The 25273-nt window shown below is 36.4% G+C and carries 24 protein-coding genes and 1 rRNA gene; 17 read left to right on the forward strand and 8 right to left on the reverse strand.

From position 1 onward, the window contains the following. Positions 1 to 34: 34 nt before the first annotated feature. Positions 35 to 880: a peptide chain release factor N(5)-glutamine methyltransferase gene (gene prmC, locus BM084_RS06355; protein ID WP_093303716.1), complete on the reverse strand. Its 846-nt coding sequence runs from the start codon at positions 878 to 880 to the stop codon at positions 35 to 37. A gap of 274 nt (positions 881 to 1154) precedes the next feature. After that, a complete protein-coding gene (locus BM084_RS06360) occupies positions 1155 to 1640 on the reverse strand; it encodes a GNAT family N-acetyltransferase (protein WP_093303719.1) in 486 nt (161 codons plus the stop codon). Positions 1641 to 1668: 28 nt separating this feature from the next. On the opposite strand from BM084_RS06360, the gene ribD reads away from it, so the two are divergent. From ribD to BM084_RS06380, 4 genes are all read left to right on the forward strand, one after another. Next, positions 1669 to 2706 (forward strand): bifunctional diaminohydroxyphosphoribosylaminopyrimidine deaminase/5-amino-6-(5-phosphoribosylamino)uracil reductase RibD, encoded by a 1038-nt coding sequence (ribD, locus tag BM084_RS06365; RefSeq protein ID WP_093303721.1) that lies wholly within the window; start codon positions 1669 to 1671, stop codon positions 2704 to 2706. Next, positions 2699 to 3307 carry an HAD family hydrolase gene (locus tag BM084_RS06370; protein ID WP_093303724.1) on the forward strand — a complete coding sequence of 203 codons (609 nt, stop codon included), beginning with the start codon at positions 2699 to 2701 and terminating at the stop codon, positions 3305 to 3307. The genes ribD and BM084_RS06370 overlap by 8 nt, the downstream gene beginning before the upstream one ends. Then, positions 3304 to 4176 (forward strand): EamA family transporter, encoded by an 873-nt coding sequence (locus tag BM084_RS06375; protein WP_075327566.1) that lies wholly within the window; start codon positions 3304 to 3306, stop codon positions 4174 to 4176. Before BM084_RS06370 ends, BM084_RS06375 begins: the two co-directional genes overlap by 4 nt. A gap of 62 nt (positions 4177 to 4238) precedes the next feature. After that, the gene (locus tag BM084_RS06380; RefSeq protein ID WP_075327567.1) at positions 4239 to 4847 is read left to right on the forward strand and encodes an IMPACT family protein; all 609 of its coding nucleotides are present in this window, start codon (positions 4239 to 4241) and stop codon (positions 4845 to 4847) included. 110 nt (positions 4848 to 4957) lie between these two features. Here BM084_RS06380 and BM084_RS06385 read toward each other — a convergent pair whose 3' ends face one another. Then, positions 4958 to 5353, reverse strand: a complete 396-nt coding sequence (locus BM084_RS06385; RefSeq protein WP_075327568.1) for an acyl-CoA thioesterase — start codon at positions 5351 to 5353, stop codon at positions 4958 to 4960. Between the two features lie 205 nt (positions 5354 to 5558). Between BM084_RS06385 and dnaA the strand changes: the two genes are divergently transcribed. The 3 genes from dnaA to BM084_RS06400 are packed head-to-tail and all read left to right on the forward strand — an operon-like array spanning position 5559 to position 8192. Further along, on the forward strand, positions 5559 to 6986 hold the full coding sequence (dnaA, locus tag BM084_RS06390) for a chromosomal replication initiator protein DnaA (protein ID WP_079714042.1): 1428 nt from the start codon (positions 5559 to 5561) through the stop codon (positions 6984 to 6986). A gap of 10 nt (positions 6987 to 6996) precedes the next feature. Next, positions 6997 to 7467, forward strand: coding sequence for a low molecular weight protein-tyrosine-phosphatase (locus tag BM084_RS06395; RefSeq protein ID WP_075327570.1), 471 nt, complete (start codon positions 6997 to 6999; stop codon positions 7465 to 7467). Beyond that, positions 7467 to 8192 carry an SAM-dependent methyltransferase gene (locus BM084_RS06400; protein WP_093303727.1) on the forward strand — a complete coding sequence of 242 codons (726 nt, stop codon included), beginning with the start codon at positions 7467 to 7469 and terminating at the stop codon, positions 8190 to 8192. Before BM084_RS06395 ends, BM084_RS06400 begins: the two co-directional genes overlap by 1 nt. Here BM084_RS06400 and BM084_RS06405 read toward each other — a convergent pair. The 4 genes from BM084_RS06405 to dapF all read right to left on the reverse strand — a co-directional run bounded on the left by BM084_RS06405 (position 8189) and on the right by dapF (position 11423). Then, positions 8189 to 8860, reverse strand: coding sequence for a peptidoglycan-binding protein LysM (locus BM084_RS06405; protein ID WP_075327572.1), 672 nt, complete (start codon positions 8858 to 8860; stop codon positions 8189 to 8191). The genes BM084_RS06400 and BM084_RS06405 overlap by 4 nt on opposite strands. A gap of 213 nt (positions 8861 to 9073) precedes the next feature. Further along, complete coding sequence (mltG, locus tag BM084_RS06410) at positions 9074 to 10117, reverse strand: endolytic transglycosylase MltG (protein WP_075327573.1); 1044 nt, start codon at positions 10115 to 10117, stop codon at positions 9074 to 9076. Beyond that, on the reverse strand, positions 10117 to 10641 hold the full coding sequence (locus BM084_RS06415) for a GNAT family N-acetyltransferase (RefSeq protein WP_075327574.1): 525 nt from the start codon (positions 10639 to 10641) through the stop codon (positions 10117 to 10119). Before BM084_RS06415 ends, mltG begins: the two co-directional genes overlap by 1 nt. Continuing rightward, positions 10629 to 11423 (reverse strand): diaminopimelate epimerase, encoded by a 795-nt coding sequence (gene dapF, locus BM084_RS06420; RefSeq protein ID WP_075327575.1) that lies wholly within the window; start codon positions 11421 to 11423, stop codon positions 10629 to 10631. The genes BM084_RS06415 and dapF overlap by 13 nt, the downstream gene beginning before the upstream one ends. A gap of 135 nt (positions 11424 to 11558) precedes the next feature. On the opposite strand from dapF, the gene BM084_RS06425 reads away from it, so the two are divergent. The 10 genes from BM084_RS06425 (at position 11559) to BM084_RS06470 (ending at position 24660) form a co-directional block, all read left to right on the forward strand. Next, entirely contained in the window at positions 11559 to 12956 is a 1398-nt protein-coding gene (locus BM084_RS06425; protein WP_093303764.1) for a S1C family serine protease, read from the forward strand. A 214-nt stretch (positions 12957 to 13170) separates the two neighbouring features. After that, entirely contained in the window at positions 13171 to 14619 is a 1449-nt protein-coding gene (locus BM084_RS06430; RefSeq protein WP_093303731.1) for a glyceraldehyde-3-phosphate dehydrogenase, read from the forward strand. 197 nt (positions 14620 to 14816) lie between these two features. After that, positions 14817 to 15401 (forward strand): hypothetical protein, encoded by a 585-nt coding sequence (locus BM084_RS06435; protein ID WP_232228859.1) that lies wholly within the window; start codon positions 14817 to 14819, stop codon positions 15399 to 15401. A 50-nt stretch (positions 15402 to 15451) separates the two neighbouring features. Next, positions 15452 to 16138: a tRNA (guanosine(37)-N1)-methyltransferase TrmD gene (gene trmD, locus BM084_RS06440; RefSeq protein WP_093303734.1), complete on the forward strand. Its 687-nt coding sequence runs from the start codon at positions 15452 to 15454 to the stop codon at positions 16136 to 16138. Positions 16139 to 16252: 114 nt separating this feature from the next. Further along, on the forward strand, positions 16253 to 16603 hold the full coding sequence (gene rplS / locus BM084_RS06445) for a 50S ribosomal protein L19 (RefSeq protein ID WP_037319936.1): 351 nt from the start codon (positions 16253 to 16255) through the stop codon (positions 16601 to 16603). A gap of 233 nt (positions 16604 to 16836) precedes the next feature. After that, the gene (locus BM084_RS06450; RefSeq protein WP_075328014.1) at positions 16837 to 18255 is read left to right on the forward strand and encodes a S8 family peptidase; all 1419 of its coding nucleotides are present in this window, start codon (positions 16837 to 16839) and stop codon (positions 18253 to 18255) included. 607 nt (positions 18256 to 18862) lie between these two features. Beyond that, a complete protein-coding gene (locus tag BM084_RS06455) occupies positions 18863 to 21082 on the forward strand; it encodes an NADP-dependent isocitrate dehydrogenase (protein WP_093303736.1) in 2220 nt (739 codons plus the stop codon). 199 nt (positions 21083 to 21281) lie between these two features. Continuing rightward, positions 21282 to 23609: a TonB-dependent receptor gene (locus BM084_RS06460; RefSeq protein ID WP_093303739.1), complete on the forward strand. Its 2328-nt coding sequence runs from the start codon at positions 21282 to 21284 to the stop codon at positions 23607 to 23609. A 1-nt stretch (position 23610) separates the two neighbouring features. Beyond that, positions 23611 to 24429 (forward strand): DUF4249 domain-containing protein, encoded by an 819-nt coding sequence (locus BM084_RS06465; protein ID WP_093303742.1) that lies wholly within the window; start codon positions 23611 to 23613, stop codon positions 24427 to 24429. 9 nt (positions 24430 to 24438) lie between these two features. Further along, positions 24439 to 24660: a DUF6095 family protein gene (locus BM084_RS06470; RefSeq protein ID WP_075327581.1), complete on the forward strand. Its 222-nt coding sequence runs from the start codon at positions 24439 to 24441 to the stop codon at positions 24658 to 24660. 295 nt (positions 24661 to 24955) lie between these two features. Here BM084_RS06470 and rrf read toward each other — a convergent pair. Next, a 5S ribosomal RNA gene (rrf, locus tag BM084_RS06475) occupies positions 24956 to 25064 on the reverse strand. Positions 25065 to 25273: the final 209 nt, after the last annotated feature.

Here is a 25273-nt window from a genome sequence, read left to right on the forward strand (position 1 = left end):
AATTTAGAACTATTGGGTTTTAAAAACCTTAATATTAACGCAATTCTCCTTTTAGCATTCTGAAATTTCCAAAAAGATCTTTTCGCAATTCGGTGCTAAAACCATATTTCTGCATCATCTTTTCGGTTTCTTCGGCCAGGTATTGGTTGATCTCAAAATAGAGCTTCCCGCTAGGATTTAGGCTACTTTTAGCCAATTTCGTGATTTTCTCATAGAAAATTAAAGGATTTTCGTCTTTTACATATAATGCAGTAGGTGGATCGTATTCTAAAACATTTCGGTGCATTTCCTTTTTCTCCAGTTCCCTAACGTAGGGCGGATTAGAGACAATAACATCCCAGTTTCCCTTAAGAGCTTCGGTTTTTAAAATATCTTCCTGGATAAAATTAATGTCAACATTATTAATTTCTGCATTGGTTTTCGCCATTACCAGAGCTGCTTCAGAAATATCTATAGCCGAAATTTGAGCTTCCGGAAGATTTTTTGCCAGGCTAATAGCGATGCAACCACTCCCCGTCCCAATATCCAGGATTCGCCCAGATTCCTCTTCGAAAAATTCTTCTAAAATCCATTCAACCAATTCCTCGGTTTCTGGTCTTGGTACTAATACATTTTTATCAACCTTAAAAGTCAATCCGAAAAACTCTGTTTCCCCAATAATATGCTGAATGGGTTCGTGGTTTTTTAAACCCGCTAAGGCTGACTCTAGTTTCTCAATCTGACTTTTATCAATTTCAAGCTCAGGATTTAAAGCAAGATTTAACCGATTGATCTTGAAAAAAGCTTCTGTTAGCATAAAGAAAAAAGAATGCACTTCTTCCACAGGATATTCATTTTCCAGCGATTTAGTAAAAATTTCTTTTTGGGCTTTTAGTTTCATCTTTCCAGTTGTGGGTTGTGAGTTCTCGGTTCTCGGTTTTGGGTTATCTGTTATCAGTTGTGAGTTGGGCGTTGTCAGTTTGAGGAAAATCCAAATTCCTGATTCTTATCTCCTGGATCTTGTTTCTTGTTTCTTAAATCTTTTTTCTTTCTTTTCTCTCTACTCTTTTCTCTTGATTAAAACATAAAATCGTGGCGTTCCTCCCTGTCTCGCGATAACGTAAAAAAGACTCCTCCCTCTTCATTCTTCACTCTTTACTCTTTACTCCTACTTCTCAAACATCCCTAATCATCCACATCGTACAATTATAATGGCCGGTGTCTCCAAGGGGTTTTTCTAAAGATTTGAAGCCACTGCGTGCGTAGAGTTTCCGTGCGCTTTTCATATAAGGAAGGGTTTCAATATAGCATTGTTCAAAATTCTGAGATTTGGCGAACTTAAGACAGGTATCCATCATTTGGGCGCCAAGACCTTTGCCACGAGCTTCAGGCAAGAAATACATTTTTTGCAATTCGCATATTTTTTCTTCCAGCCCAATTAACGGTGCAATTCCTGCTCCTCCAATAATTTTCCCTTCATCTTCCACCACAAAATAATTCATTCGCGGAGGCTGATAAGTTGCATACATATCGTCTAGCGCCTTGTCTTCATAGGCGGTTCCTACTTTTGGAACGCCCATTTCTACCAAAACCTTTCTTACTACTTCGGCAACTTGTTGATTGTCTTCGGGTTGAATTTCCCGTATTTTTAACGTGCTCATTCTTGGTAAATAATCCTATTTTAGAGGCGTGAATATACACGAAAAATATATAAAACGCTGTATTGAACTGGCCAAAAACGGACTGGGAGCCACCTATCCCAATCCGCTGGTAGGCAGCGTAATTGTTTATAAAAACAAGATAATCGGTGAAGGCTGGCATCAAAAAGCAGGAGCCCCACACGCCGAGGTAAACGCTGTAAATTCTGTGAGAGATGAATCGCTTTTAAAAAAGTCTACCATCTATGTGAGTCTGGAACCCTGCAGTCATTTTGGAAAAACGCCGCCTTGCAGCGATCTAATTATCGCTAAGGGTATTAAAAAAGTGATTATTGGTACAGTAGATCCTTTTGCTGAAGTTGCCGGTCGCGGCATCAAGAAACTGATGGAAGCCGGTTGCGAAGTTCAGGTAGGAATTCTGGAAAAAGAATGCCAGGATCTCAACAAACGTTTTTTCACTTTCCATCAAAAGAAACAGCCTTATATTATTTTGAAATGGGCGCAAACCGCTGATGGATTTATCGCTCCAAAAGTCCAGGAAAAACGCGAGCCGGTTTGGATCACGAATCAATATTCAAAACAATTGGTGCATAAATGGAGAAGTGAAGAACAGGCTATTCTAGTAGGCACCAATACGGCCATTGCTGATAACCCCAAACTAAATACAAGGCTTTGGAATGGCAAAAACCCGGTGCGGGTAGTGATAGACAAAGAATTAAAAATTCCGCAGGAATCTGCATTGTTTAATGGCAGTATCAAGACCATTGTTTTAACCGAATATGTAAAAAATTCAGGAGATAATTTGATATTTGAAAAGATTGATTTTCAACAGGATATAGTGAAACAAATTTGCGAGGTGCTTTATCGGCACAACTTACAATCGGTTATTATAGAAGGTGGCGCAAAAACACTTCAGACTTTTATTGACGCCAATCTTTGGGATGAAGCCAGAGTTTTTACCGGAATTTCAGAATTTCACGAGGGAATAAATGCTCCGCAATTTTCAGGAATTAAGCTTTCAGAAACTAATTTGGAGCGTGATACTTTAAAGAATTATAAGAATGATTAAAACCATAATTTTCGATTTCGGAGACGTATTCATCAACCTGGACAAACCGGCCACGATGCGCGAAATGAATAAACATGAAATCGAAGAACTTTCAGAAAGTTTGCTCAATATCAATCAGAAATATGAAAAAGGGCTTATTTCTTCTGAAGAATTTGTAAAATCTTATCAGAGCGAATATACTCAGCTTCAGGAAGAACATTTCAAAAATTCCTGGAACGCTATTTTGGTTGATTTCCCTGAATATCGTTACCAGTTTTTAAAGAAAATTTCCGAAGAAAAAAATTACCAATTAATTCTTTTGAGTAACACCAACGAAATTCATATAGATTGGGTTAAAGAAAATGTACCGTTTTTTGAAGATTTTAAAGCTTGTTTCGATGCTTTTTATCTTTCACACGAGATCAATTTTAGAAAACCAGATGCTGAAATTTATGAGTTTGTGCTAAAACAACACGGCTTAAAACCTCAAGAATGTCTTTTTATTGACGACACCAAAGAAAACACTGATGCTGCAGAAGATTTAGGAATCCACACCTGGAATATTGAACCTACCCGAGAAGATGTCATCGATTTATTTACCGCTAAAAAGGAATTATTTTGATCTACCTGCTGCTTAGCATCCTTTCTTCTACGGTTATTTTTATCGTATTTAGGCTCTATAAAAAATACGGGGTAAATACACTGCAAGCTATCATTGTTAACTATTTTATCGCCTGTATAGTGGGCTTTTTTGGCTATATAGAAAGTGTTGATGATATTGTGAGAATTCCTTCAGAAAAATGGTTTTTTGGAACGCTCATTTTAGGTGCGCTTTTTATTACGGTTTTTAATCTTGCCGCGATTACCACCCAACGCAGCGGACTTTCAGTCGTTTCAGTAGCCACCAAAATGTCGGTTGCGATTCCTGTTTTCTTCGGAATATTTATTTATGATGAAAGCCTGGGCTTTTTAAAAATTTCGGGGATTCTGCTTGCACTAGCAGCGGTTTATTTGAGTTCCATTAAAACCGCAAAAGGCATTAAAATAAAGAAAAGGAATTTAGTATTTCCGCTCTTGGTTTTTATTGGAAGTGGGATTATTGACACCACCATAAACTACCTTGAAAATTTTTATGTTTCTGAAACCGATGTCGGCCTTTTTTCTTCCAGTATTTTTGGAATCGCCGGGATTATTGGAATAACAATCTTAATTGGACAGGCAGTTTTAGGAAAATTAAGAATTACCTGGAAAAATATAGCCGGCGGGATCGCGCTGGGAATTCCGAACTATTTTTCCATTTATTTCCTGGTTATGGCATTGCGTGCTCCCGGAATTGAAAACTCGGTTATTTTTACTTTAAACCATGTAGGGATTGTGCTAGCATCTACAATTCTTGGAATTATACTTTTTAAAGAAGTTCTTTTGAAGAAAAACTGGATTGGAATTGCGTTAGCCGTGATAAGTATTATCCTTGTGGCGAGTAGCCAGTAGTTTTACTGAAAAGACCTCACAGGTTTTGGAAACCTGTGAGGTCTAAAAAATAGCGATACATAATGAAAGACACCTATAAAACCATAACCAAAGCCTCTCCCGAAGTCTTGTTTAAAGACCGGAACTCCAAGTTTTTTGGTTATGCTTTTCCGGTAAAGACAGAAGAGGAAGCCAATATTCATTTAGAAGAACTAAAAACCAAACATCATAAAGCGCGGCACTGGTGTTACGCCTGGCAATTAGGAAAACAAGATTTTCAATATCGTGCCAATGATGACGGAGAACCCTCAAATTCTGCCGGAATGCCTATTTACGGACAAATACAATCTTTTGAGGTTACTAATATATTAATAGTCGTTGTAAGATATTTTGGTGGTGTAAAACTCGGTGTAGGCGGCTTGATTAACGCTTATAAAACGGCCTCACAAATGGCGCTGGAAGAATCGAATATAGTAACCCGAACCATAGACGAAGCTTTTGAGATCAGTTTTGATTATCCTGAAATGAATATTGTGATGCGTTTAATTAAAGAAAACAATCTCAATATCATCGAACAAAAACTGGAGCTGGATTGCAAGATCTATATTTCGGTTAGAAAAAAAGACGCTGAAGCAATTTTTGAAAAGTTTGATTCAACATATAAGGTTGAGATTAAAAGGTTGGAAGATTGAAGGTGATTTTAAAAAATATTAGGTTTTAAATTAGTTCCGAAACTTCGGGACAGGATCACAGTAAAAATTAAACATACGAGGTTTTGAAAACTGTGAGGTTTGTTTAATATCTACTTCAGCTTATCCAAAATATACTGCGGGCAGCGAATTGGTTTTTTGGTTTTGGAATCCATAAAAACCAATGTTGTATAAGCTTTTGTAATTAAGTCTTCACATTGGTTAAAAACTAAATATTCAAAAGTAATTTTTACCGAGGGAAGTTCTTTCAATCGCACTTCAATTTTAAGTTCATCGTCAAAAACCGCAGGTTTTAAAAACTTTGTATTCAACTCATAAACAGGCAGCATCACCCCGTTTTCCTCCATAGACTTATAAGAAATCCCAAGCGCCGAAAGCCAGTCTAAACGGGCAATTTCAAAGTATTGAGCATAATTACCGTGGTGCACCACACCCATTTGATCGGTTTCCGCATAACGGACTTTAACATAAGAAACGTGACTTTTCATATTGAATTTAACAGCTAAATTGAATGAGGTTTTGTACTTTCATAAGCGGAATTAAGTATGCACATAATTTTCTTAAAATTCAACCCTAAACCGGTTTTTTTATTACATAATTTGTTCACATATTTGTTCTACCAAAGTTGAGAGACTCCTAAATCTTTTAACTGCTAATAAACCACTACTAATCTAAAATAATACAACACAAAGCATGTCAAAAACTGCGCAATCAGTTTGGAATAGCTGTCTGGCTTTTATCAAAGATAACATCACTCCACAGGCTTATAAAACGTGGTTTGAACCTATACAAGCAGTAAAACTTACAGATTGTGCACTAAGCATACAGGTGCCCTCAAAGTTTTTTTACGAATGGTTAGAAGAACACTATGTTAAGCTCTTAAAAGTTTCTCTTACCAAAGAATTAGGGGAAAAAGCCAAATTGGTCTATGTGATCAAAATGGAAAATACCTACGGCAATAAAATGCCATTTACCGAGAAAATCCCGAGTACGCAGCGCAGTCATATGGCTTCCCAGGAAGTAGACGTGCCACTAAAAAATAAAAACCCCGAATTAAAAAACCCTTTTATAATTCCCGGGATTAGAAATGTAAAAATCGAGTCTCAACTTAACCCGAGTTATAATTTTGAAAATTTTCTGGAAGGAGATTCCAACAGGTTGGCAAGATCGGCGGGGTTAGCTGTAGCCAATAAACCAGGTGGAACTTCTTTTAATCCGTTACTAATTTTTGGTGGTGTAGGATTGGGAAAAACACATTTGGCGCACGCTATTGGGGTTGAAATAAAAGATAAATATCCAGAAAAGACGGTTTTATATATTTCTGCTGAAAAATTTACCCAACAGTATATAGAATCTGTAAAGAAAAATAACCGAAACGATTTTATTCATTTTTACCAGATTATTGATGTTTTGATCGTGGATGATATCCAATTGCTTTCAGGAAAAGCAGGAACTCAAGATGTATTTTTCCACATTTTCAATCATTTACACCAAAACGGAAAACAGGTAATTCTTACCAGTGATAAAGCGCCGGTAGATATGCAGGATATTGAACAACGCCTGCTTTCTAGATTTAAATGGGGACTTTCAGCAGAATTACAACACCCCGATTTTGAAACCCGTATTTCTATTATTAAAAGCAAACTTTATCGCGACGGAGTAGAAATGCCGGAAGAAATTGTTGAGTTTTTGGCTAATAATATTAAAACCAATATTAGGGAACTGGAAGGTGCTATTATTTCTCTTATTGCCCACTCTTCTTTCAACAAAAAAGATATCACTTTAGAACTCGCTAAAAAGATCGTAGACAACTACGTGAAAAATACCAAGCGCGAAGTTTCTATAGATTATATTCAGAAAGTGGTGAGTGATTATTTCCAGATGGATGTGCAAACTTTGCAGTCTAAAACCCGAAAAAGGCATATTGTACAGGCGAGACAATTGGCCATGTTCTTTGCTAAAAAGTTTACAAAAGCTTCTTTGGCAAGTATTGGCTCTCAAATTGGAAAACGCGATCACGCTACGGTTTTACACGCTTGCAAAACGGTAGATAACCTGGCGACGACTGATAAGCAATTCAAAAAGTTTGTTGAAGACCTCAACAAAAAACTTACCATATAAAAGCATTTTTATGAAGACTAAGGTATTGATGGTGTGCCTCGGCAATATTTGCAGATCACCGCTTGCCGAGGAAATTTTAAAATCTAAGGTAGACCAATCTAAGGTATTTGTAGATTCGGCCGGGACCGGAGATTACCACATAGACGATGCGCCAGATCCTCGCTCTGTTGCAATAGCGAAAAAGAATAACCTTGATATTACATACCAGCGCGGAAGACAATTTCAGGTGGAAGATTTTGATAAATTCGATCGCATTTATGTGATGGATAATTCCAATTTTAAGGATGTAATGGCCCTGACCAGAAACGATGACGACCGGACGAAAGTTCATTTAATTCTTAATGAAATATTCCCTTCTGAAAATGTAGATGTTCCAGATCCTTATTTTGGTGGCGACCACGGGTTTGAAAATGTATACCAGATGCTGGATGAAGCTTGCGAAAAAATAGCAGACCAGCTGAAGGAAGAAAACAAAGCATAATGACAGACTTTAGATATTCAGGAAAACTTTACCTGATTCCCACAACTATGGGAGCGGCAAACCCAACGCAGGTTTTACCAATTCAGGTTAAAGAAATTATGGAAAACCTGGATATTTTTATTGCCGAAAATGAAAAAACTGCCAGGAGACATATAAAACAGCTGGTTCCTGAAAAGCAACAATCTACTTTAAAATTTTTTCATCTAAATAAATTCACTGAAGCTTCAGAAATTCCTTCATTTTTAAACGATTGTAAAGAAGGAAAAAATATAGGCTTATTGAGCGAAGCGGGTTGTCCCGGTGTTGCAGATCCAGGTGCTGAAATTGTGAAAATTGCGCATAATGAAGGCATCCAGGTAATTCCATTAGTGGGACCCTCTTCAATTCTATTAGCAATGATGGGCAGCGGAATGAACGGACAACGTTTTACATTTAACGGCTATTTGCCGATAGACAAAAGAGAACGGAAAAAGGAAATTAAAGATTTAGAACGATTTTCTATTGAAAAGCAGGAAGCGCAAATTTTTATTGAAACCCCTTACCGAAACAATAAATTGCTTGAAGATCTGCTTCAGCTCTTAAATCCCACGACCAGGCTTTGCGTGGCTTGTGATCTTACCTTACCTACAGAGTACATCGTAACCAAACCGGTTTCAGAATGGAGTAAAACAAAAACAGACCTCCATAAGAGGCCTGCTATTTTTATATTTCAGAAAGAAATTTAAGCTCTAAAAGCTTGAATATCTACTCTCGGGTTTTTTTCCGGTTTTACAAACGAAGTATCATAACCGCCAAATTTCTTCAAATAATTTCTAATTGAAGTTCCAAAAGCATCACTAAAAGACTGGGCTCCCCAGCTTCTAAGGTATTTTTTCACACTTCCCGGTCCAGCAAGATGGGCAGCGGCAAGAATACCAGACTCGGTTACTTTCACCCCATTAATTACTTTACCTTCAAAACGTGCAATATCACGAATTAATATCCATTTGTTTCTGGAAGCATTGGTATAAAATGCGGCTTCCTGGAGTTGTGGTGAGTTAAGGAATTCTGCACTATTGTAAATGCCAAGTAATTCCAGGGTTCCAATACCAAACTGGTATTTCCCCATATAACCAAACTCATTAATTGTTTGATAATTTCCGCGAGATTCTTTAAAACCTAGCGCTTCTTTAAAACCAACATAGGACTTTCCCAGTTCAGGTAACGCCCTTTCAAGGCTTTGATCTTTTGCTAACTCGCTTTCCTCTACAAGGGCTACGGTATAGTTTAGATCTAAATTGGAAGTTGAATAACCTTCAATTTCCAAATTCGCTGCTTCTCTAGTTGAAAAACTGAAAAACATGCAGCCTGCAAAAACAGGCAAGATTGAAAATTTTGCAATTTTCCTTCTCATTACATTTTGTTTCTGAAAGGTTAACGGTTTGGGCTAAAAAAATTAAGCTTACGCCCCTTTCAATTTTGCCGTGCAAATGTACAACAAATTTTAAAAATCTGAAGCACAACCTGTTAAGTAAATTATAAAGTTATGGAATGACTTAACATCGCTCTAAGAGTACGTATGCTAAGGCGTTAGAACTTTCTTAATAATTTTGAGTAAAAATTATTTTTATCTTTTTACACCTTGTTTGTTAATCCAACGCACATATTCCTGCTTATTTCGATTGTGCTGAGCTAAATTTTTGGCGAATTTATGATAGCCAAAATTTTTAACATCGGCTACAAAATAGAAGTAATCGTGATCTTCATAATTAAGCACGGCGTTTATAGCAGAAATATCTGGCATAAAAATAGGTCCCGGTGGTAACTCTTTGTATATATAGGTATTATAAGGAGAATCTAATTCCAGATCTTTATAAAGCACTCTTTTAATAATGGTATCCCATTTTTGCGTTTTATTTTTCAATGCGTAGATCACTGTAGGATCGGCATCTAATTTCCAACCGTTTTTATACCGGTTCATATAAACTCCCGCTACTTTTGGGCGTTCGTCTACTTTGGCAGTTTCTTTGTGAACTATTGAAGCCAGTGTGGAAACCTCTTTAGGGTTCAAGCCTATTTCTTCGGCTTTTTGCTTCTTTTCATCGGTCCAGAAGCGATCGTATTCCCGCTTCATTCGCTCTCTAAATTCTTCAGCTGAAGTATTCCAGTAAAATTCATATTGGTTAGGAATATACATTGCTAAGGCATTAGCTTCAGTAAAATCATTTTCAGCTAAGAATTCTTTATCCTTAAAAGCTTTAATTAAAGCTGCACTATCGGCTTCAATTTGCTGGGCAACCCTTCCGGCAAGATTTTCCAGTCTCTCCTGGTTATTAAAGGTAATTTTTACCGGTAAATTTCCGCTTCGCAAAGCATTTACCAATTCATTATTATTCATCCCGGGTTTAATAGCGTATCTCCCGGCCCTGATATTTGATGCATAACCCTTTTTTCGGGCAACAAGGTCAAATGATTCCATATCTTCCACGTAAGGCTGAAGGCTATCTATCACGGTTTGATAGTCTGCACCCGTAGGCACATAAACTATCTTTTTCTCTCCCGTAAAACTGGTGTTTCCAGAAAAAATACTGGTATAAATATAATAGCTAAAAACAGAAAGGCCTATAAGCCCAAGAATGGCAATAGCCAGTAGAATTTTTTTGATGTACATTATTTATTGATCAATTGATAGAGAATTTCATCTTTAAAACCGCCTTCAGAATAAGTCCAGTCTTTTTTTATACCAACTCTTTGGAAACCCAGGTTTTCAAAAAGTTTTACGCTGGTTTCGTTTCCTTCGGTGATATTTGCATAAACCTGGTGCATGGCGAGATGGGTAAAACAGTAATTGCAAAGTAATTTTAGAGCTTCAGCACCATATCCTTTTCCGCGTTCAGAGGGATCGGCAATTAAGATTCCCAAAGCTGCCCTTCGGTCTTTTGGCTCAAAGTCAAAAATATCTATTAGACCAACTTCATTATCCTGAAGATCACAAATCACCAAGCGCAATTGTTTAATATCGTAAATGTCGCGATGCGCGTTTTCCAGGTATTGCTTAATAAGAAACCGTGAATAAGGGGTTTGGGTGGCACTTACTTCCCAAAACTCTTCTATATTCTCCACAGTATGAACAAAATCGAGATCCTCGGGTTCCAAAGCACGTAAATAAACCTTATTTCCTCTTAAGCCTGGCATACTATTTCTCCTTTAAAAACCTGCTCTGCCGGGCCGGTTAACCACACATTTGTATAAGTTTCGTTTTCTTTACTGAAGGAAACCGATAATTCGCCCCCGGGAACAATTAGCTTTACCGTATTCTTATTTGCCTTTCCAGAAGCGTGCGCCGCCAGCGCAACTGCAGTAACCCCTGTACCGCAAGAAAGCGTTTCGTCTTCCACTCCCCTTTCGTATGTTCTAACTAAAAAGGTATTATCTTCCTGCATATCTACAAAATTCACATTGGTACCGCCATTGGCTACATATTCATCTGAATATCTAATTACAGCGCCTTCTTTTTTCACATCAAGATCGGCGACATTTTTGGTGAAAATTATGTGATGTGGAGAACCAGTATCAAGAAAAGCACTATTTCCCAGTTGTTTTATCTCTGCAACATTCTGCATTTGTAAACTAACCTGGTGGTCGCTAATCGTCGCTTTATGCGGACCATCTATTGCCGTAAAAGTAGCTGCATTTTCTATTATTCCAAGAAATTTCGCAAAGGCTACCAGACAACGTCCCCCATTACCGCACATACTGCTTTCATTACCATCGGCATTAAAATATACCATTTTAAAATCGTCACCATCTATGTCAGGATTTTCCAAAAGTATAAGTCCGTCACCCCCAATGCCAAATTTACGGTCGCACAGCATTTTTATTATTTTGGTATTGTTTTTGGATAACAGTTGTTTACGGTTGTCAATCATCACAAAATCGTTCCCGGTGCCCTGATATTTATAAAATGGAATTTTCATTACGTGAATTTTAAGGGCAACAAAGATACTATAAATAACACGATTTTAGGCCGTGTTAAATGGCCGTTAAAGTTAAAAACTGAAAATACTAATATTATAATTTTAAAGTTGAATTATATAAAAACAAGATTGAAAATGAAAAATTTATCTAAACTACTTCTCGTTTCTATTTTAGGAGGCACGTTGACTTTAGGGAGCTATAAAATGTTTTTTGAAGAAGAAACGCCCACAGGTTTACCCCCGGTTTTTAATACTACAGCCGAATTAATTCCTGCAAATTACTCAGGAAATATCTACGGCACCAATGCCGATTTTACTGAAGCAGCAGAAAATACCGTTAACGGAGTGGTACACGTTAAAAACGTAGCTGTTTTTAAAGGTCCGCGTACTATGAGAGATCTAATTCAGGGGAATTATAGTGGCGGAAAAGCACTGCAGGGAGCCGGCTCTGGAGTTATTATTTCTCCAGATGGTTATATTGTAACCAACAACCACGTAATTAGAGAAGCCAATGAGGTTGAAGTTACCTTGAACAATAACAAAACCTATACTGCAGAAATTGTTGGAGCCGATGAAAGTTCAGATATCGCTCTATTAAAAATTGATGCTGAAGGCCTGGATTATATTCCGTTTGGCGATTCTAACAATGTAAAATTGGGAGAATGGGTGCTTGCAGTTGGAAATCCTTTTAACCTTAAATCTACCGTAACCGCTGGAATTATTAGTGCTACCGCAAGAGATTTAAATACACGCGATCTTACTTCGCAATCTTTTATACAAACGGATGCCGCGATTAATCCAGGTAACAGTGGAGGCGCTTTAGTGAATATTAATGGCGAACTGGTTGGAATTAATACTGCCATTACTTCCCAAACCGGAAGTTATATAGGTTATGCATTTGCCGTACCCTCTAATAATACCCGTAAAATCGTAGAAGATATTATGGAGTATGGTGATGTGCAAAAAGGAATTTTAGGAATTAGAGGTGGAAATATTAACCCACGGGCGGTAGAAGAATTAGGACTTGAAACTACCCAGGGAGTTATGGTGGCTGAAGTAACCGAGGGAAGCGGTGCAGAAAAAGCCGGACTTAAACAAGGGGATATAATTAGAAAATTAGATAATATAGACATTAATAAATTTTCTGATCTAACTGGATATATTAATTCAAAGCGTCCTAACGATGAAATTGATGTACTATTTATTAGAGATGGCAAGAAAAGAGAAGCTAAGGTAACCCTTACAAAATTTGAAACCTACACTATAGAACCTATAAAAATAGAAGTTTCTAATGCCAGTAAGGAAGAATTACAGGAATTGAATGTTGAAAATGGCGTAAGAATTCACCGTACCCTTTCCCCTAGATTACCTGCGGAAGAATTGGTAGGAACCATTATTACCGCAATAGATAATAAAGAGGTAGCTAGCGTAAGTGATGTTGAACGAATCTTTAGAAATAAAAATCTTGCTGAAGATATTGTGATTACCATAGTTGATAGAAATGGCGAAAAACAGCGAATGGTTTGGCGATAGAAAGCAAAGAATAAATCTTCTAAAACTCCCTTAATTAAAGGGAGTTTTTTATGCAAAATTTTCTTTACGAAAACGTTTGAAATATATACTTTTGCGCCAATAATTAAGAACCTTGGGGAAGTCCACGAGGTTTGAGATAGAAACTATTTTATAATTTCGAGCTAAGGCTCGGCAAAATTAAACCCTCAAAGAGGGAAAACAACACAAACCACACATGAGCTTCAACAAAGTTTACGAAAAGGAACTTTCTTTTCAGGCAAACCGGCGCAAAGCGACCGTACAATTTATTAATATTATAAGTGATCTTTGGTACGATAAATCTATTGAGCTGGTCTTATTCAGAAATCAATTACTTAACCGAAATGTAAGCGATATTCTAAATCTACACGAATATGCCGGGGAATTTGTAGAAAAACCAATCTCAATATTTGATACGGTAGAAATAGCAAAAGCAATCCAGGATATGGATCTGCCACCTGCAAAACTGGACATTGGGAAATTAACCTATGAGTATCATTTAGAAGACCAGGGACATCTTAATGCTATGGCTTTTGTTTCAGATAAACTGAAAGATGCAAAAAAATATGATAAAGTTGTTCCTAAGGATGTTGTGCTTTACGGTTTTGGGCGTATTGGTCGCTTAGTAGCCAGAGAATTAATGGCCAGAACCGGTAAGGGCAGTCAGTTGCGTTTGCGAGCTATCGTTACTCGAGGTGCTGTAGATAGGAATGTTTTAGAAAAACGTGCTTCTTTATTAAAAAATGATTCAGTTCACGGTGATTTTTCTGGAACTGTTGGTATAGACGAAGAAAATAGCACACTTATTATAAACGGCACTACCGTTAAGATAATTTCCGCAGATAAACCGGAGGATATTGACTATACAAAATTCGGAATAAATAAAGCTTTAATTATAGATAACACCGGTGCGTTTAGAGACAAAGAAGCACTAAGCAGACACCTTAAAGCGAAAGGAGCGGCAAAGGTTTTACTTTCTGCTCCCGGGAAAGGCATTCCCAATATTGTTCATGGTGTAAATCATAAAGAATATAATCCTGATAAAATTTCGATATTTTCTGCAGCTTCATGTACTACGAATGCAATCACCCCTGTGTTAAAAGCCGTTCAGGAGACACTTGGTGTGGTGCACGGACATTTAGAAACTATTCACGCCTACACTAACGACCAGAACCTGGTAGATAATATGCACAGCAAATACCGAAGAGGTCGTGCTGCTGCCCTTAATATGGTGATTACCGAAACCGGTGCCGGAAAAGCCGTAGCCAAAGCTTTACCTGTGTTTGAAGGTAAACTTACTTCTAACGCAATTAGGGTTCCTGTTCCCAATGGGTCACTTGCGATTCTAAATCTGGAAATTGATGGTCAAACCACTGTTGAAGGCGTAAATAATATTTTAAAGAAATACGCCCTTGAAGGTGAACTTGTAGAACAAATTAAATATTCCCTGGATAATGAATTAGTATCATCAGACATTGTTGGCTCTAACGCCCCGGCTATTTATGATAGTAAGGCGACAATAGTCTCTGAAGATGGTAAAAAGGTAATTCTTTATATCTGGTATGATAACGAATATGGGTACAGCCACCAATTAATAAGGCTGGCAAAGTATATCGCGAAAGTGAGAAGGTTTACTTATTATTAATATTTTATAATAAGCTAAAATACCTGAAAACCCACCTAAATTTGGTGGGTTTTTTATTGGGAATACTTTACATTTGCGCGCTCAAATAATTAATTTAAAGGAATTTATAAAAATTAGATTCAAATTAACCAATTCTTTTACAATAAGTAAAAAAAGAAGGCGTTCAAGCATATAAATTCCAACCAGAAAAATCCTAAATGATGCGTAATATTATTTTTTCAAGTTTACTTTTAATATTTTCAATCAGTTTTTTATCGGCTCAGGATTCCCTGGCTACTTCTAATTTTATTGAAGACGAATTTGACAACCTTATTGAATCTTCAAACAACTACCAGGGCTACAAAGTAGTAGATTATGATGCTTTAATTGAATTACGAGACAATACAAAACGCCACGTTCAGGATTTAAAAAATGAGCTTCAGGAAGAGCAAAGCACAATTTCCAATCAAAATGAAGAAATTGAAAATCTTGAAAATCAATTAGCCCAAACCCAGGAAGATCTTCAGCGTGTAAACGAAGAAAAAGATGCTATTAAATTTCTTGGGATGCCCTTTAGCAAAGGAAGTTATATGGCCTTGATGTGGGGAATTGTAGGAGTCTTAATTCTCGCACTACTTTTCTTTATCTATAAGTTTAAAAATTCTAATGCTACTACTAAAGAAGCAAAGCATAGGTTAGATGAAACCGAAAAAGAATTTGACCTATACCGCGCGAAAGCTTTAGAAAAAGAACAGCGCTTAGGCCGCATGCTTCAGGATGAAAAGAATAAAGCCAAAGATTAATTTTCTTCACCTAAAATTTTAATTAGCATCTTTGCATTTTATTAGAAAATATGCGCATAGATATAATTACCGTTGTTCCAGATTTACTTAAAAGCCCTTTTGAGGCTTCTATTTTAAAAAGAGCTATAGAAAGCGGTCATGTAGAAATTCATCTTCATAATTTACGAGATTATGTAGCCGATAATTACAAACAGATTGATGATTATCAATTTGGCGGAGGTGCCGGGATGGTAATGATGGTAGAGCCTATAGATAAGTGTATTTCTAATCTTAAAAATCAGCGGGATTATGATGAAGTAATCTATATGAGCCCGGATGGCGATCGTTTTAATCAAAAAACGGCGAATGCACTTTCCCTTAAGGAAAACATCATTATTCTCTGCGGACATTATAAAGGAGTAGATCAAAGAGTACGCGACCATTTTATTACCAAAGAAATTTCTATAGGCGATTATGTACTTTCTGGCGGGGAACTTGGTGCTGCCGTGGTTTGTGATGCTATTATAAGATTAATTCCCGGAGTTTTGGGTAATGAAACTTCAGCGTTAACTGACTCTTTTCAGGATAATTTACTGGCACCACCGGTTTATACAAGACCTGCTGAATATAAAGGATGGAAAGTTCCGGAGATATTAACCTCGGGGAATTTTCCTAAGATAGAAGCCTGGCGGGAAGAAAAAGCCTGGGAGCGTACCAAACGCTTAAGGCCTGATCTTTTGGATGAAACAGAAAAATAATTGCAATTTCTAAGTTGCATTATAAATTAAAATTAATACTTTTGCACTCGTTCTAAAATAACCTCTGGCGAGGTCCGTGAATGTTGTTTTAGATTTTACATTAAATAAGAAATTATGGAATCGTTAATTAAGTACGTACAAGACGAATTCGTTGAAAGAAAAGATTTACCTGAATTTTCTGCAGGTGATACCATTACTGTGTATTACGAAATTAAAGAGGGTCAAAAAACCCGTACCCAGTTTTTTAAAGGGGTAGTAATTCAGAAAAGAGGTAGCGGTGCTTCACAAACTTTCACCATTAGAAAAATGAGTGGAACCGTTGGAGTAGAAAGAATTTTTCCTTTAAACCTTCCTGCAATTCAAAAAATTGAATTGAACAAACGAGGAAAAGTAAGAAGAGCTCGTATTTATTACTTTAGAGAACTTACCGGGAAAAAAGCCCGTATTAAGGAAGCTAAAAGATAGAATACATCTTATTCAAATTATAGAAAGCCCCATAAATCGGGGCTTTTTTTATAGATTATTTTTAAGTAAACCAGCATACTACAATTTTATCATTAATATTTCACTAATCTTTTTAGTATTTATCGTTATTTCTTTAACCTAAATGCTAAATATTATAATTTAATGATATTAAATTCTTGTTAATAGTTGTTATTCTTGTAATTTATGGCCTTGAAAAAACTAAAACATATTTTATGAAAAAAACAACAATTAAATTATGGAAAATGCTTGTATGCGTTTTCTTATTTGGGGCTGTATTTAGCTCATGTGAGAAAGAAGAGAATTTAAGTGAAAGTGAGGAAAACCTTGCTACTGATTTACAGGAGCCACCATTTAAAAATTATATGGTAATTTCTGAATCTTCTGACTTAACTAAAAGTGTAGAAAATTCTCTAAAAACAAGCGGTAGTGAGATCGTAAGTTCTATTCCTGAAATTGGAATTTCTATTGTAAGTTCAAAAGATGTAAACTTCATAGAGAACACCATGAAAAAGAAGAACATAAACGCTGTGGTGCCAGATTATGAAATAGCATGGATACCTACCTCTAAAGGTATAGAAGCAAATCTTCCAGAAGCCACACCTAGTATTGGAAGCACAGAACCTTATTATTTCTACGATTATCTTTGGGGATTAGAGGCTATTGACGCTCCAGATGCATGGAATGCTGGTTTTACTGGTAGCGGGGCAAATGTATTTGTTCTTGACTCTGGTATAGATGCCGAACACGTAGAACTGGCACCCAATTTAAATACTTCACTTTCAGCTTCATTTGTACCCGGAGAAGATTGGAATGTTTTAGAGAGCACTCCTTTTGATAATCATGGAACTCACGTAGCAGGAACCATTGCTGCTGCTCAAAATGGATTAGGCCTTATTGGTGTTGCACCACACGCTGAACTTGTAGCTGTTAAAGTTCTTTCTGAATTTACAGGAAGTGGCGCCTTTAGTTCAATTAATGCCGGTATTGTTTATGCAGGCGAAAACTCGGCTGACGTTATTAATATGAGTTTAGGTGTTACTTTGAATAAGAACGGAAAATTAATTGATGCAAACGGAGATCCCTATAAAATACCTGCTAAGTATGTTATGGAAATTGTAAATGCTCAGCAAAAAGCTATAGATTATGCCTATAAAAAAGGAAGTACAATTATAGCTTCAGCAGGTAATGATGGGGTAAATTACGATGGAAATTCAGCATATATTAAACTACCTGGTGGATTAAATAATGTGGTAACTGTCTCTGCAACTGCACCCGAAGGTTACGACTGGACTGCAGATTACACAAACTTTGATATTCCTTCAAGTTACACTACTCACGGGAAATCTTTAGTAGACATTGCTGCCCCTGGAGGAGATGGAGACGTTGCTCTTGATGATATGATTCTTAGCACCGGTAATAATAATTCATTATTCTGGAGCGCAGGTACAAGTATGGCTGCTCCACACGTTTCTGGTGTTGCTGCATTAATCATCGCTAAAAATGGTGGTGACATGAATCCTCAAGAAGTTACAAAACAAATTGAAAAAACTGCAGATAAAGTTGATGGCAACGGTCAAAGCACATTCTTTGGAAAAGGAAGAATAAATGCTTACCGCGCAGTAACCGAGTAAACTGCTTCAAATTTAATAATATAGAAAGCCCCGAAATTCGGGGCTTTTTTATGCGTAAATATCGGCATTCTATAGGCTTCCAACTCACTGTATAACAAAAAGTTAAAAATTTTATTTTACTGTCGTTTTGTTGTATATTTAATATGGAATTTAGTTGAAGGGAATGACAAAAGGATTTCTTATTAAATTGAAATTCCGCGTAAAGCTTAAAATCCTTTACATACGGTTTTTATCTTCTATATAACGCTCATGTTTTGCCAGGTCAAAAATAGTTTGAAAGATAAAAACCCTTTAGATTCAAAAATCTCACTTTACTAAGTTTTTATTTTTGAATCATTGAAATAATGCACACCGGGATTTTTCCCTTAAAGAATTTCGAAAATTCAGTGAGAACGTATTATTTCAGTTGAAGCCATTTCATTTTAGTTATTAAGATGAAATGGCTTTTTTTATGCCCTTTTTGTAATAATTAACAGGCTTTAACCTTGCTTCAGCTATGATAAAAGCTTGAAAAATATTATATTGCGCAGAGCTCGAACGCCCAGTGAAAATTGGGCGTTCATTGAGTTTAGACATTTCAAAATTAATCAGCTATAAAAATTACAAAATGACACAGATTGGAAAGATCATTTATACCAAAACAGATGAAGCCCCGGCTTTAGCTACCTATTCTTTTTATCCTATTGTAAAGTCGTATACCAAAGCGGCAAATGTTGGGATGGAAACTAAAGATATCTCCCTGGCAGGTAGAATTTTATCTCAGTTTCCACAATACCTTTCAGACGATCAAAAAGTAAGCGATGATTTAGCCGAACTTGGTGATTTGGCTAAAAAACCCGAAGCTAATATTATTAAGTTACCTAATATCAGTGCTTCTATTCCGCAGTTAAAAGCTGCCATTAAAGAGCTACAGGAAAAAGGTTATAAATTACCAGACTATCCAGACGAACCTTCAAATGATGAAGAAAAGAAAATCCAGGCTACTTACGATAAAGTAAAAGGTAGTGCGGTAAATCCAGTGCTACGTGAAGGAAATTCAGATAGACGAGCTCCAAAAGCGGTAAAGAATTTCGCTAAAAAACATCCGCATTCTATGGGAGAATGGAGTTCAGATTCCAAATCTCATGTGGCTACAATGAATGGTGGAGATTTTAAAGCCAATGAAAAATCTCTAACCCTTAACGAGGAAACCGATGTAAAAATTGAATTTACTTCTAAAGATGGCGATAAAAAAGTTCTAAAAGATAATTTGCACTTGCTTAAAGGAGAGGTTATTGACGCCACTTTAATGAGTAAAAAAGCACTTTTACAGTTTCTTAGAGAACAGGTTAAAGATGCTAAAGAAAAAGGAGTGCTTTTTTCTTTACATATGAAAGCCACGATGATGAAGGTTTCAGACCCCATTATTTTTGGTCACGCAGTACGCGTATTTTTTGAAGATGTTTTCAACGAATATGGCGAAGAGCTTAAAAACGCAGGAGGAGATCCAAACAGCGGACTGGGAGATATATTAAATGCCATTGAAAAACTTCCTGCCGATAAAAAAGCAGAAATTGAATCTAAAATAAAAGCCGATCTTGAAGAAGGACCAGATTTAGCAATGGTAAATTCTGATAAAGGAATTACCAACCTTCACGTACCAAGTGATGTGATTATAGATGCATCTATGCCCGCTATGATTAGAACATCGGGCCAAATGTGGAATAAAAATAACGAAACTCAAGATACCAAAGCGGTAATTCCAGATAGTAGTTATGCTCCCCTTTACCAGGAAACTATTGAATTCTGCCAAAAGCACGGTGCCTTTGATCCTACTACCATGGGAACTGTTCCTAACGTGGGCTTAATGGCTCAAAAAGCCGAAGAATATGGTTCTCACGATAAAACTTTTGAGATTCCCGCTGCCGGTACTGTGCGTGTAATTGATAAAAGTGGAAAAACTTTGACAGAGCACGAAGTTGAAGAAGGCGACATCTGGAGAATGTGCCAGGTTAAGGATGCTCCAATCCAGGATTGGATTAAATTGGCGGTAAACAGAGCAAAAGCTACCGGTTGGCCGGCAATTTTCTGGTTAGATGAAAATCGTGCTCACGATGCTGAGCTTATTAAAAAAGTGAATCAATATCTTCCAGACTATGATACTCAAGGTGTAGATATTAAAATAATGTCGGTTGCTGAAGCTACCAAATATACGCTGGAACGAGTAAAAGCTGGAAAAGACACCATCTCTGTTACAGGTAATGTGTTAAGAGATTATTTAACCGACCTTTTTCCAATTTTAGAAGTAGGAACCAGTGCAAAAATGCTGTCTATTGTACCTTTAATGAATGGTGGTGGATTATTTGAAACCGGTGCCGGTGGATCTGCACCAAAACACGTACAACAGTTTCTTGAAGAAGGCCACTTGCGTTGGGATTCTCTTGGAGAATTCCTTGCTCTTGCAGCTTCCTTAGAGCATTTAGGCGAAAAATATGAGAATAAAAAAGCGCTTGTGCTTTCTGAAGCATTAGACGACGCTACCAATAAATTCTTGGAAAATAGTAAATCGCCATCCAGAAAAGTAAACGAATTGGATAACCGCGGTAGTCATTTTTACCTGGCTTTATATTGGGCACAGGCTTTGGCCGCACAAGATAAGGATGCCGAGTTAAAAGAACATTTTGCTAATGTTGCTTCAAAATTAGAAGGAAACGAAGAGCAAATTAATAAGGAATTAATAGATGCTCAGGGATCTTCTGTAAATATTGGAGGTTATTATAAACCAGACGAAGATCTTACTTCTAAGGCTATGAGACCAAGCAAATTATTGAATGATATTCTAGGATAAATTTATAATTTTAATAGTTTTTAAAAGCCGAAATTAATTTTTCGGCTTTTTTATTTTATTTTTTTGTTTAATCTTTTTAAACAAATCTTAATAATTTCTGTATATTTTCAATTTTACAGAGTTTCTACACTATCTTTACCTAAAAAATTTGAAAATATTATTTCACTTTCCGCTTTTATTATTTTTCCTGTGTATTTCAATGGGAATCAATGCTCAGGAAACCTATACGCTCAAAGGAACTATTACCAATGCGTCCAGTAATGAAACATTAATAGGTGTAAATGTTATTATTCCGGAAGAACAAAAAGGCGTGGTTACCAATGAATATGGATTCTATTCCATAAAACTGCAGGAAGGTACTTATACACTTGAAATTTCTTACCTGGGTTTTCAAACCATAAGAGAAACAATAACTATCGCAGAAGATACCACCTTTAATACCGAAATGACTGAAGGTTCTGAAAATTTAGACGAAGTAGTTATAAAGTCTAATAGTGAAGGTTTTAATATTAAGAGTCCGGAAATGAGCGTTAATAAACTTTCTATTAATACCATTCAAAAATTACCGGTGGTTTTTGGAGAAGTAGATATCGTAAAATCATTATTGCTCCTACCGGGAGTTTCTAATGCAGGAGAAGGCGCATCTGGCTTTAATGTACGCGGTGGCGCGGTAGATCAAAACTTAATTCTATTAGATGAAGCTACTATTTTTAATTCTTCTCACCTTTTTGGTTTCTTTTCGGTGTTTAATCCCGATGCTGTAAAAGATTTAAAATTATATAAAGGTGGAATTCCGGCTAAATATGGCGGAAGGGTATCCTCTGTTCTTGATATTTATCAACGTGACGGTAATAGTAAAGAATTTAAAGCACAGGGCGGAATTGGGGTAATTTCAAGTAGGTTACTGGCTGAGGGACCCATTGTAAAAGATAAAGGTTCTTTTTTGGTTGCCGGTAGAAGTTCTTATGCGCATTTGTTCCTGAAATTGGCCGATAATCCAAACTCTGCTTACTTCTATGATCTCAATACAAAACTAACCTACAAGTTAAATGATGAAAATAAGCTATTGTTTTCCGGATATTTTGGCCGCGATGTTTTTGATATCAATCAAAACTTTTTAAATACCTACGGAAATTCAGTCTTTAACCTTAGATGGAATCACGTGGTTTCAGATGATATTTTTACCAATTTATCACTTATTTATAGTGATTATTACTATGGTTTAACCCTTAATTTTGTTGGCTTCAATTGGGACAGTGGTATAAAGAACCTCAATATAAAATATGATTTTAACCACTATTTAAACAATACATTTCAATTAGAGTACGGTCTCCACAGTACATACCATGAATTTAATCCGGGAGAGATTGCTCCAATAGATGAAAACTCTGGGATAAATTTCTTTAAACTAACCGATAAATATGCACTTGAAAATGCGGCTTACTTTTCCGTAGAACATAATATTTCAGATAAACTTACGGCAGAATACGGACTTAGATTTAGTAATTTTTTACGATTGGGCCAGGAAAGTTTAAATGAATATGAAAATGACAACCCAATTATTTATAATGAAGCATTAGATATTTATGAAGAAGCGCAACCTGTAGACCAGAATTCCTATTCCAGATCTGAGGTTATAAAAACCTATTCCAACTTTGAACCGAGGCTGGCGTTAGCTTATAATTTCAGCGAAAATCAGTCGGTTAAAGCGAGTTATAACAGGATGGCTCAATATTTACATTTAATCTCCAACACTAACTCTCCCACTCCTCTTGATGTATGGGCCCCCAGCGGACCCTTTATTAAACCTCAAATTTTAGATCAATACGCCCTGGGGTATTTTCGAAATATTGATGACGGAAAATATAGCCTGGAGACTGAAATCTTTTATAAGGATATTCAAAACAGGATAGATTATGTTAATGGAGCAAATCTTATCGCTAATAATAATATTGAAACTATAATTTTAAATGGTAGATCCCGGGCTTATGGTCTGGAAATTTTAGCAAAGAAAAACGAAGGTAGATTTACTGGTTGGCTCGCCTATACCCTGTCAAGATCTGAGCAACAAACTCCCGGAAGAACTACGGCGGAAAGCGGAATTAATAATGGAAAGTGGTATGCAACTAACTACGATAAAACGCACGATATAAGTCTTACCGCCACTTACGATTATAATAAGAAATGGGATTTTAGTGCCAATTTTGCATTTCAAACAGGTTTACCGGTCACTTACCCAACAGGGCAATATGATTTTAACGGAATAAATGTTCCGGTTTATGGAGATAGAAATAGTAATAGATTACCGGCCTACCACAGGCTCGATCTTTCTGCTACGTATATTCCGAAACCTAATAAAAAACAAGGCTTTCAATCTTCCTGGAATTTTGGCATTTACAATGTTTATAACCGGAAAAATGCTAATTCTATAAGTTTTAGGGAGAATGAAGATACCGGAAGAAACGAATCGGCTAAATTAAGTCTGTTCGGAATAATACCTTCTATAACCTATAATTTCAGTTTTTAAGATGAAAAATTTATATATTTTATCACTTATAATCCTTCTTTTTACATTCACTTCTTGCGAAGAAGTAATAGACTTAGATTTGGATCAAAGTGAACCAAGATTAGTGATAGATGCTTCTATGCTATGGTATATAGGCACACCGGGTAACAATCAGCAAATAAAACTATCAGAAACCATTGGCTTTTACGAAGAAGGAATTGAGCCGGTAACAGAAGCTAAAGTAATTATTGAAACTGGTAGTGGTGAAGAATTTATTTTTACTCATCAGGAAAATGGTATATACCAAAATTCTAATTTTATTCCGGAATTTGACGAAAATTATACGCTGGAAATAAGCTATAATGATGAGATTTACACGGCTACTTCCAGTTTTGTTCCTGTTGCAGGTATAGACTATATTGAACAGAATGATGAAGGCGGATTCACACGTGAAGACCTTGAGGTTGAAGTATTTTTCACAGATCCGGCCGGTGAGGACAATTTCTACCTTTTTAGCTTTAGTAATATCACTACTTCTAAATTCTCCCTGGAAATTTATGAAGATGAATTCACAGATGGCAACCAGGTTTCCTCATCATATTCTAACGAAGATTTGGCGGCAGAAAATGAAATTCACATTACTATGGAAGGAATATCAGAACCTTTTTATAATTATTTATTTATACTTCGTTCCCAGGGAGGCAATAACGGAGGCGGCCCGTTCCAGTCACAACCCGCCACAGTTAAAGGAAATATAGTGAATCAAACCAATCCAGAAAATTATCCTTTTGGATACTTTAGACTTTCAGAAGTCGATTCTACTACATATATTGTACTCTAAGAAAGTAAGATGAAACATACTAATAAAAAAATATTAGGAAAAGGAGTTAAGTATCTGGCGTTTGCCTTGCCCCTAAGCTTAATAGGCCCTTCAGTACTGTTTACCGCATTTAATAATCAGGATCATCCATATTATATACCTGTATTAATCGTAGGGATTATTGCTCTTATAGCAGCAATATTTTTAATGTTTCGAGGAATTATGACCATTGTTAAATCGATTTTTGACTAAAACATTCTTATAAAATCGAATTGTATTCCTTCTAAAAAAGAACCAGTTCTTAATAAATTTGAACTTATAATGCTAAGGCTTATTTAAACTGATATGAGCTGAAGTTTATCAACCTTCAATAAGCAAATTATAGTTAATTCGATATAATTTTGGCTCTTTAGGACTTTCCTATAGACTTTAGTCTATCTACTCTATACCTATATTTATAAAGTTAGTTTGAAGAAACCGAGAATATTTTTTTTCACTTCATCCCATAAAAAAACCCTTCACCAAATGAATGATGAAGGGTTTAAAAAAAAGGCGGTGACATACTCTCCCACAAATAGCAGTACCATCTGCGCTAACGGGCTTAACTTCTCTGTTCGGAATGGGAAGAGGTGAGCCCCGTTGCCATAACCACCTTAAGTCTTTAGTATGCAGTGTTCAGTAACCAGTGGGCAGTAATGCCCTGGTCCCTACTAGATGTCATACCTAATAAGTTGACATATATAAGAAACAAAGAATAAAGAAAGTACTGCGGTAAAAGCATTCAAGTGCTTCCCATCCCTTGCAGGATAGGAAGCGTCGCATCAAGCTTTACGGATTATTAGTACCACTCGGCTATGACATTGCT

Source organism: Salegentibacter agarivorans, from assembly GCF_900113135.1.
GTDB classification, from domain to species: domain Bacteria; phylum Bacteroidota; class Bacteroidia; order Flavobacteriales; family Flavobacteriaceae; genus Salegentibacter; species Salegentibacter agarivorans.